8 protein-coding genes and 1 pseudogene are annotated in these 9,490 nt (G+C 41.5%); 6 read left to right on the forward strand and 3 right to left on the reverse strand.

The window, feature by feature from the left end; all coding sequences use genetic code 11:
- Window positions 1-822, forward strand: an 822-nt coding sequence (locus BSG1_RS17585; protein WP_006838549.1) for a dihydrolipoamide acetyltransferase family protein, incomplete at its 5' end; no start/stop codon positions are given.
- Between the two features lie 4 nt (window positions 823-826).
- Complete coding sequence (gene lpdA / locus BSG1_RS17590; protein WP_006838551.1) at window positions 827-2,236, forward strand: dihydrolipoyl dehydrogenase; 1,410 nt, start codon at window positions 827-829, stop codon at window positions 2,234-2,236.
- A gap of 177 nt (window positions 2,237-2,413) precedes the next feature.
- Here the strand turns inward: lpdA and BSG1_RS17595 are convergent, their stop codons facing one another.
- On the reverse strand, window positions 2,414-2,794 hold the full coding sequence (locus BSG1_RS17595; protein WP_006838552.1) for a hypothetical protein: 381 nt from the start codon (window positions 2,792-2,794) through the stop codon (window positions 2,414-2,416).
- A gap of 554 nt (window positions 2,795-3,348) precedes the next feature.
- On the opposite strand from BSG1_RS17595, the gene BSG1_RS17605 reads away from it, so the two are divergent.
- Entirely contained in the window at window positions 3,349-4,248 is a 900-nt protein-coding gene (locus tag BSG1_RS17605) for a polysaccharide deacetylase family protein (RefSeq protein WP_006838554.1), read from the forward strand.
- A 327-nt stretch (window positions 4,249-4,575) separates the two neighbouring features.
- Window positions 4,576-4,695, forward strand: coding sequence for a GapA-binding peptide SR1P (locus tag BSG1_RS20590; protein WP_083802918.1), 120 nt, complete (start codon window positions 4,576-4,578; stop codon window positions 4,693-4,695).
- 679 nt (window positions 4,696-5,374) lie between these two features.
- Here BSG1_RS20590 and BSG1_RS17610 read toward each other — a convergent pair.
- Window positions 5,375-6,847, reverse strand: a complete 1,473-nt coding sequence (locus tag BSG1_RS17610) for an aminotransferase class I/II-fold pyridoxal phosphate-dependent enzyme (RefSeq protein ID WP_044023117.1) — start codon at window positions 6,845-6,847, stop codon at window positions 5,375-5,377.
- 255 nt (window positions 6,848-7,102) lie between these two features.
- Between BSG1_RS17610 and BSG1_RS17615 the strand changes: the two are divergent.
- Together BSG1_RS17615 and BSG1_RS17625 are read left to right on the forward strand one after the other, a co-directional pair.
- Window positions 7,103-8,063: pseudogene (locus BSG1_RS17615) on the forward strand (NAD(P)H-dependent flavin oxidoreductase).
- Between the two features lie 391 nt (window positions 8,064-8,454).
- Window positions 8,455-8,721, forward strand: a complete 267-nt coding sequence (locus tag BSG1_RS17625) for a UPF0223 family protein (protein WP_044023119.1) — start codon at window positions 8,455-8,457, stop codon at window positions 8,719-8,721.
- A 72-nt stretch (window positions 8,722-8,793) separates the two neighbouring features.
- Here the strand turns inward: BSG1_RS17625 and BSG1_RS17630 are convergent, their stop codons facing one another.
- Window positions 8,794-9,411 (reverse strand): YktB family protein, encoded by a 618-nt coding sequence (locus tag BSG1_RS17630; protein WP_006838559.1) that lies wholly within the window; start codon window positions 9,409-9,411, stop codon window positions 8,794-8,796.
- Window positions 9,412-9,490: the final 79 nt, after the last annotated feature.

Consider the following 9,490-nt stretch of genomic DNA (forward strand, 5'->3'; position numbering starts at 1 on the left):
CTTGAAGGCGGAGCTAAAGCAGCACCTGCTGAGAAACAAGAAACTGCTCAGGCAGCAGAAACTGCAAAAGAAGAAGCGGCACCTAAAGCTGCTGCTGCGCAAAAAGTTCCAGAAGGTGAATTCCCTGAGACTCGTGAGCCAATGAGCGGAATCCGTAAGGCGATCGCTAAAGCCATGGTTAATTCCAAGCAAACTGCTCCACACGTAACTCTTATGGATGAAGTGGATGTAACAAAACTTTGGGCGCACCGCAAGAAATTCAAAGAAGTGGCTGCTGAAAAAGGCGTCAAGCTTACATTCCTTCCATATGTGGTAAAAGCATTGACAAGTGCGCTTAGAGAATATCCTGCACTTAACACTTCTCTTGATGACAAAACGAGCGAAATCGTTCACAAGCATTATTACAACATCGGAATCGCAGCTGACACAGATAAAGGACTTCTTGTTCCTGTCGTTAAGAATGCTGACCGCAAATCAATGTTCTCTATTTCAAATGAGATCAATGAACTTGCAGGCAAAGCCCGTGACGGTAAACTTTCCGGCGACGAAATGAAAGGTGCTTCTTGCACAATCACAAACATCGGATCAGCTGGCGGCCAATGGTTCACACCTGTAATCAACCATCCTGAAGTGGCGATTTTGGGTGTTGGACGCATTGCAGAAAAACCAGTGGTTAAAAATGGTGAAATTGTAGCCGCACCTGTGTTAGCATTATCATTGAGCTTCGATCACCGTATGATCGACGGAGCTACTGCTCAACATGCACTTAACCATATCAAGCGCTTGTTGAACGATCCAGAACTTTTATTAATGGAGGCGTAATGCGATGGTAGTAGGAGATTTCCCAATTGAAACAGATACTATAGTAGTCGGTTCAGGTCCTGGAGGATATGTTGCAGCGATTCGTGCAGCACAGCTTGGACAAAAAGTAACAATCATCGAGAAAGAAAACCTTGGCGGAGTTTGCTTGAATGTAGGATGTATCCCTTCCAAAGCACTCATCACTGCCGGCCACCGCTTTCATCAGGCCCAACATTCTGATGACATGGGGATTGTTGCAGAAAATGTAAAAGTTAACTTCGACAAAGTGCAAGAGTGGAAAGGCGGAGTCGTTAAGAAACTTACGGGCGGTGTTGAAGGCCTTCTAAAAGGAAACAAAGCTGAAATCGTTCGCGGTGAAGCTTACCTTGTAGATGCGAACACTTTGCGTGTTATGGATGAAAGTTCTGCACAAACATACAAGTTCAAAAACCTGATTCTTGCAACAGGTTCACGTCCGATTGAAATTCCTAGCTTCAAGTTCTCAAAACGTGTACTGGATTCAACTGGTGCGCTAAACCTTACTGAAATTCCAGAGAGCATGGTGGTTATCGGTGGAGGATACATCGGTACAGAGCTTGGAACAGCTTATGCGAACCTTGGCACGAAAGTAACAATTCTTGAGGGTGCTGACGATATCCTTAGCGGTTTCGAAAAGCAAATGACTCAAATTGTTAAAAAAGGCCTTAAGCAAAAAGGTGTAGACATTGTGACAAAAGCAATGGCTAAAGGTGTAGACGAAACGGACAGTGGAGTAACGGTTAAGTATGAAGTTAACGGTGAAGAGAAAACAGTTGACGCGGAATACGTACTGGTTACTGTGGGACGTCGTCCAAACACAGATGAAATCGGTCTTGAAGAAGCGGGCATTGATATGACTGACCGCGGTCTGATCAAAATCGATAAGCAGTGCCGTACCAACGTTTCAAACATCTTTGCAATCGGTGACATCGTAGATGGACCGCCGCTTGCTCACAAAGCATCTTATGAAGGTAAGATTGCCGCAGAAGTCATTTCTGGTGAACCGGCAGAAATCGATTATATGGGCATTCCAGCAGTATGTTTCACTGATCCTGAATTAGCTACAGTAGGTTATACTGAAGCTCAAGCTAAAGAAGAAGGTCTTGAAATTACTGCATCTAAATTCCCGTTTGCAGCAAACGGTCGTGCGTTGGCATTGAATGCAACTGATGGATTCATGAAGCTGATTACACGCAAAGCTGATGGCTTGATCATCGGTGCTCAAATTGTTGGTTCCGGTGCATCTGACATGATCGCTGAGCTTGGTCTTGCAATTGAGTCTGGCATGACTGCAGAAGATGTAGCAATGACGATTCATGCGCATCCAACGCTTGGAGAGATCTCTATGGAAGCTGCAGAAGTTGCGATGGGCAGCCCTATTCACATCATTAAATAATTTTAAAAAACCTCTTGGGAATCCCCCAAGAGGTTTTTTTGTGAGGATGCTCGCTTGCTATAAACTTACTTATGCTGTAAAAACGACACAAACCCCTCTTATAAACGCAAGAGGGGTTTGTATGGTTTATTACTATGTAAGTTTCAACCAGCTCCTACCGGGGGAAAAGGAATGTAATCAGTTCCACTCTTCAAGGACATTGCTGACAGGCGTCAAAATATCATCTTTTTTTGCTATTCCAACCACCTTGCAGACTACTTTGTTATCTTTAATGACAAGAAGCGCAGGATAAGTGTCATTTAAGGAGGCAATAGCAGAATCGTACTCCTGATTTTTGGCAATGATCTTATAATTGTCGAATTGTCCGGGATAAGAATGTTTTAATTCAATCAATGCTTCATAATAAGAATCTTCTTCCTGAATGTTATTCTCATCAGAATAAAACAGGATACCTTTTTCAATATTGAGCCCGGCTGCAGTTCGTTCATTTTGAATACTGCAGGATGAAAGGAAGATGATGTTTACCAGCATGAAAATTATCAGTAAAAAATATTTCATCTATTAGCCTCTTTTCAATATTGTAGTCGTTATATATTTAGAAAAACACTTTACTAAGTCTTATATATTAATAAATTGTAAAATAATTACTAATTATGCAATTGGGATTATTCTAACATATGCCAAAAGGATAATGTGCAAAATAATAGAATTGTTACATAAATGAAAAATCGGCTGTAAGATTAAAGTTTTAAACCAGGGTACACAGAGAATATAATGATATAAATCCTTAATAATTCGGGTGAGATAATGAAAAATTATATTGCATTCTTATTGCAGCTCATAGTCTGGAGTGTATTTACAATCGCTCAGTGGTTGTCCAACAAAGATCATATTGAATATAAATGGATTATGTTCATTGTATTTTTTTATTTAGGATTCATAGTCGCTAAAAAAATTCTCCAATCATCCAGACTTACGTTAATCGTCACTATTATCAGCCTTAGCACATTCTTTTCTTTGAAAATTTTTTTCGAGCAGATACTTGTTGCCATATAATTCTCTGGAAAGTGTTATAATTGGAAAAGACATTCAACTAGAGGAAGGGGAAAAACATGAAAAAGTTGATTTACTGCAGTGTATTTTTCTTGCTGGCAGCGGGCTGTGCCAATGAACAACAATCTGAAACAGCTGGAAATACTGCAGATCAGGAAGGTATCAACGAAGTAGTTGCAGCCGAAGAGTCCAATGAAAACGCGGAAGACAATAGTGCGTCGGAAGAAGGTAATGAGAAAGCTGCAGAAAATGAAAATCCCGAAAATGAAGATGTTGTTCAGGAAGAAGAATCCAAAGAACCTCTATATATGATTAATGAAACAGACTGGTCTGTTCAACCCATCGGTGATGCGAATGAAAAAGTAGTGTTACTGACGATTGATGATGCACCAGATAAGTATACGCTGGAAATGGCCAAAACATTGAAAAGCCTCGATGCACCTGCAATCTTTTTTGTGAATGGGCATTTCCTTCAAACAGAAGAAAAGAAACAAATCCTCAAAGATATACATGAGATGGGCTTTGTCATCGGAAATCATACATTTAACCATCAAAAACTTGATGATGTACCTGAAGATAAGCAAAAAGAAGAAATCATTAAATTAAGCGAGCTTATCACAGAAGTTACTGGAGAGAAACCTAAATATTTCCGTGCCCCGCATGGAGCAAATACCGATTATGTCAAGGAACTGGTTAAAGAAGAAGGCATGACATTGATGAATTGGACATATGGTTATGATTATTTCAAACCATACATGGATGCAGAAAAGTTAAAGACGGCCATGATTACAGGTGAAGGCCCGGAAGTGGACGTACCTTACTCTCTGTTAAAACCAGGTGCAAATTTATTAATGCATGACCGGGAATGGACCAATGCAGCACTTGCAGACATCGTACAAGGTTTAAGGGACAAAGGATATGAGATCCTTGATCCTGAATTGATACAAACGCCTCAATAATTAGAAAAGCTGTCATACGGATACCCGTGGGCAGCTTTTTTGTTTTTTACATAGAAACCTGTTACATATGAAATAAATTAAACTCCTGACTCATATACTCTAAGAGCAGTCTACCTGCTCCTGGGAAAATGCGGGGAAAACATTAAAAACCTATGTCTGAAAAGCGAAATAATAAACCTACAATAAAGATAACACACTGAAAGAATAAAAAAGTTAATGTGACATACAATTTAGGCTTGATATTTTAATTGTGTTATATTATTATAGGTTCATGAAGGAAAATTAAAGCGCTTCCAAAATAACTGACGAGATGAAAGGAGTTTTAAGATGGGTACAATCGTTTGTCAATCATGCTTAAACACTATTGATCACTTTGAAGATGAAAAGGTATCGGTTTTATTCTCCAGCGAATGTGATTGCAATAAAGAAACTGAATTAGATGATTAAAAGGTTAATATAAAAACAACCCCCGACCTAAGTGGCGGGGGTTGTTTATTGAAGTGCTCCACAATTCTGGATAGTTCGTTTGCGGGCTAATACCTCATCAAAACATGCATCTCAATGAGCCATTTACATCGTTTGCGGGACAAGACCACATCAAAAAATGAATTTCTTTGGGTCACTTACGTCGTTTGCAGGGTCAATATCTCCTCAAAAAATGATTCTCAATGGGCCATTTAACGTCGTTTAAGGGCCAATATCTCACCTGAAATCGAGTCTCGATGGCCCAATTACATCGTTTGCGGGCCAACACCTCATCAAAAAGTCAATCTCAATGGGCTAATTACGTCGTTTGCGGGCCAACACCTCATCAAAAAGTCAATCTCAATGGGCCGATTACATCGTTTACGGGCCAACACCACATCTAAAATCGAATCTCAATGGGCTAATTACGTCGTTTACGGGCCAACACCTCATCAAGAAGTCAATCTCAATGGGCCGATTACATCGTTTGCGGGCCAACACCCCCTCAAAAAATGAATCTCACTGGCCCACTTACGTCCTTGGCGGGGCACCGACCCCTCCAGGACTCATTCTCCCTGTCCTCTGTACCTTTGTAATTTGGGCTAACACTATATTTCCCCACTCAAAAACACCACTCTTATGCAGAGTGGTGTCCAAGTTATTATCGGATGGCTTTGTGTTCTTTTATGACACGTAGGTGACTGAGGTCAAATTCTTCAGGTCCCTGAACTGGCAATCCGGCTTCAACATTCTTTTGGATATACGTAAGGTTTTCAGATGTAATGATCTCTCCGGGGATAAAAATCGGAATCCCCGGTGGATATACCATGATAAACTCGGCAATGATGCGTCCTACTGTCTGTTCGATCGGAATTACTTCTGTATCAGCATAGAAAGCATCCCTTGGAGTCATAGACAGGAGCGGTATATCCGGAAGGAGGACTTCAACAGTTTCTGAGAATCCTTCTTTATCAGAGAACTGATAGGATAACTCTGTTAGTGCCTCAACCAATTTATCGCCTTCAGCACTAGTGTCACCCGGCGTAATGATGCAGAGGATGTTATACATATCAGACATTTCTACCTCAATATTGTAAACTTCCCTTAACCATTTCTCTGCATCGAATCCGCTGATTCCCAGCTGTTTGACAGAAATAATCAATTTTGTCGGGTCATAATCAAAGGTTGCCTTGGTACCCAATATTTCTTTTCCAACACAATAGAGACTTTCGATACGATTAACTTTTTCCCTGATGGTTTCAGAAAGCTGGATGGTGTTTTCTATCAGCTCTCTCCCCTCCGTAGCAAGCCTTTTCCTTGCAACATCCAATGAAGCAAGTAATAGATAGGATGTTGAAGTGGTTGTCAGCATGCTTAAAATGGTTTGGACGCGCTTAGGGGATACAAGCCCGGTTTTTATATTCAACACAGAACTTTGCGTCATTGATCCACCCAGTTTGTGTACACTTGTAGCAGCCATGTCCGCTCCTGCCTGCATGGCCGATATCGGAAGGTCTTCATGGAAGTGAATATGGACGCCATGAGCCTCATCCACAAGAACAGGCACGTCAAAAGAATGGGCAATTTCAACGATTTTTTTCAGATCGGCAGAAATACCGAAGTAGGTTGGATTAATGACCAGTACACCCTTAGCATCGGGATGCTGTTCCAGGGCTCTTGCCACTGAATCCGTCGTGATGCCATGGGAGATCCCTAAATCTTCATCAACTTCAGGATGTATGAAAATGGGAGTGGCACCCGAAAAGACAATCGCACTCATAACGGATTTATGAACATTACGCGGCACAATGATTTTCTCTCCTGGTCCGCATACAGACATGACCATCGTCATGATGGCTCCGCTGGTACCTTGCACTGAGAAGAAGGTATAATCTGCACCAAACGCTTCTGCTGCAAGCTTCTGGGCTTCTTTAATCATCCCTTTTGGCTGGTGAAGATCATCCAGCGGCCCGATATTGATCAAGTCGATTGAGAATGCATTATCCCCGATGAAGTTTCTGAATTCAGGGTCCATGCCGGTCCCTTTTTTATGGCCGGGAATGTGAAACTGTACGGGATTTTTTTTACTATGTTCTACTAAGCCGGTAAATAAAGGAGTTTTGTATTGTGACAATTCATTCGACACCTCTTTAAAGTCTTTTATATCTAAGCCTTTCCCTTAATGGAAAGGAATTAGTCATTAGGTTAATTAGTAGCATCTTTGGAAAGAGAACTGTTTAAGAAACAAGGTCGCTCTTATCGATAAAGAATTATAGCACTTACATATTTCTTTGCATAGTGTTATACGCCCGTACTTATTACATTTTGTCAAAAATGACAGGATTTTTTTAATACAGGAGCGAATAAGTCTGTAGAAAGGGTGATGATTTTGAACTGGAATACAAGAGTTACGGAGCTCCTCGGAATACGGTATCCAATCATACAGGGGGGGACTTGCCTATCTTGCGTATGCAGACCTGGCTGCCGCAGTCAGCAAGGCGGGAGGACTTGGTCAGATTACTGCGATGTCCCTGGAGTCTCCAGACCAATTGAGAGAAGAAATACATAGAGTGCGTCAACTAACAGATAAACCATTTGGGGTGAACTTTGCCATTGGACAGCACGGACGTCCATTTAAGGATATGTTGCAGGCAGCCATTGAGGAGGATGTACCAGTCATTTCAATGACAGGAGGAAATCCTGCACCAATGTTTGAAATGCTTAAGGGCACCTCTATTAAAAAGCTTGTTCTCGTTGCAGCTAAAAGGCAGGCGGTGAAAGCGGAGGAGCTTGGTGCCGATGCTGTCATGGTAGTGGGGGCGGAAGGCGGAGGCCACCTTGGCAAAGATGATATAGGGACATTTGTGTTGATTCCGCAGGTGGTGGACGCAGTCTCAATTCCGGTAATTGCTTCTGGAGGAATAGGGGACGGAAGGGGCCTGGCAGCGGCATTATGCCTTGGAGCGGAAGGAATCGAGATGGGGACGAGATTCATTGCAACAGAAGAATGCGTCCATGCTTCGGAAGAATATAAGAAGGCATTGATTAGCGGGACAGAAAGTGATACAGTGGTCATCAAAAGAACACTTGGGGCCCCCGCGCGTGCGATTTCAAACAAATGGACGGCCGAGATACTTGCTCTGGAAAAACAGGATGCCGGATATGAAGGGTTAAAAAACTTCATCAGCGGCAATGCGAATAAAAAATTCATTTATGAAGGCAGCTCCGACGAAGGATTTGGCTGGGCGGGACAGGTAATGGGAATGATCCAAGATATCCCGTCTGTTAAGGTTTTGATCGATCGTATCGTTAAGCAGGCTGAAGAAGCAGGGGGAAGGTGGAGAAGTTAAATATTAAAAGTCCCTATTATAAAGGATTTTTGCTTTTTTACAAAGGCTTTGTTAATTGATAATCTTGATATTTAGGTATGAAAACAGAAGAATTATATAGTTCTAAGGGTGCTATACTGTTCGATTGAAGCGGAAGGCGTGCGACCTCCTGCGGGACTAGCGGGACAGGTGAGATCCCACAGGCAAAGCCGAGGAGGCTCACCGCCCGCCCCGCGGAGTCGTGCGCCTGTAGCGGAAATCTATTCATTAATATGCTTAAGAAATCAACAGAGCTCTTTAATACAGCCTTTACAAAAGTATTTGGACCTTTACTTATCAAACGACTATCACACTTTTTAGTGAACTCAACTAGAGCAATATGAAAATACATACAGAAAGCAAGGTGAACCAATTGGAATACCAATATCCATTTTCTTTGGACTGGTCAACAGATGAAGTAATAGACGTGGTTTCATTTTTTCAAAGCATTGAAAAAGCTTATGAAAAAGGAATAGAGCGGGAAAAGCTGATGTCAGCATACAGGCGTTTTAAAGAGATTGTTCCCGGTAAAGCAGATGAGAAAAAAATCTGCGGTGAATTTGAAGAATCAAGCGGATATTCTTCATATAGAGCAGTAAAGAAATTAAAAGAGTCTGACAGTAAAATCATAAAAATGTAACAAGTTAAAAAGAGGGTGAGCCCATGTTTCAAACGGGCTCATCCTCTTTTTGAACACTCATCAGTATGTTTATTACAGATTGTAAAGGGGTAATAATTTTACAAACGCATCATTGATTATTTCAATTGTTTCATCCCCTGAGAGCTTGACGGCTTGCTCTCTCGGAATCTGGATTCCACAAAGGATTTCAGCCTTCTTGACGGTCTGCAATCGTTTGAATAAGGAAGACAGCTCTTCTTTATCCATTTCAGAGAAAGGCAGGACTTCAGACTTAGTATGATCTCCTGACCAGACAAAGTTCCGAGGAATGATTTTAATGATATGATCTATGTTTTTTTCGAGTGCCTTTCCGTATTCCTCTTTGTCAGGAGCTTCATAAATCATGGCAAACCACACAAAGACATGGGTTTCCCAAAGGCCGATTTGGAAATGAGGATGTTTCTTATAGCCTCTTTTATTATTGGCAAATGCAACCCATGTATCATCCGGGGGATTGACTGACCGTCTTGCATGTTTTGCTACATGCGGAAACATTTCATCTCCGGTCATGGTACTCAGAGTGGGGGCGAAGTGGTGGCCTAGAGCATCCAGCTTGGGCCTGATCGTTTCTATTAAAGCTTCCATACGGTCGTCTAGACCGTTGATTGTGAAAATATTAAAGTCATCTTCTGTAAAACCATTAAATTTCATTTTGTTCCTCCTTATGATTGTGGACCCTATTTTACCACATAGCATTAGAGGAAGAAAAAATGTTGAACCGGAAATAGGT

The sequence above is a fragment of the Bacillus sp. SG-1 genome (genome assembly GCF_000181495.1).
Taxonomy (GTDB): Bacteria; Bacillota; Bacilli; order Bacillales; family Bacillaceae_B; genus Rossellomorea.

Excerpts from the sequence above, each read along its gene's own strand:
- BSG1_RS20590 (WP_083802918.1), top strand. The coding sequence starts at position 4,576 with ATGGGTACAATCGTTTGTCAATCATGCTTAAACACTATTGATCACTTT.
- BSG1_RS17605 (WP_006838554.1), top strand. The coding sequence starts at position 3,349 with ATGAAAAAGTTGATTTACTGCAGTGTATTTTTCTTGCTGGCAGCGGGC.
- lpdA (WP_006838551.1), top strand. The coding sequence starts at position 827 with ATGGTAGTAGGAGATTTCCCAATTGAAACAGATACTATAGTAGTCGGT.
- BSG1_RS17595 (WP_006838552.1), bottom strand. The coding sequence starts at position 2,794 with ATGAAATATTTTTTACTGATAATTTTCATGCTGGTAAACATCATCTTC.
- BSG1_RS17630 (WP_006838559.1), bottom strand. The coding sequence starts at position 9,411 with ATGAAATTTAATGGTTTTACAGAAGATGACTTTAATATTTTCACAATC.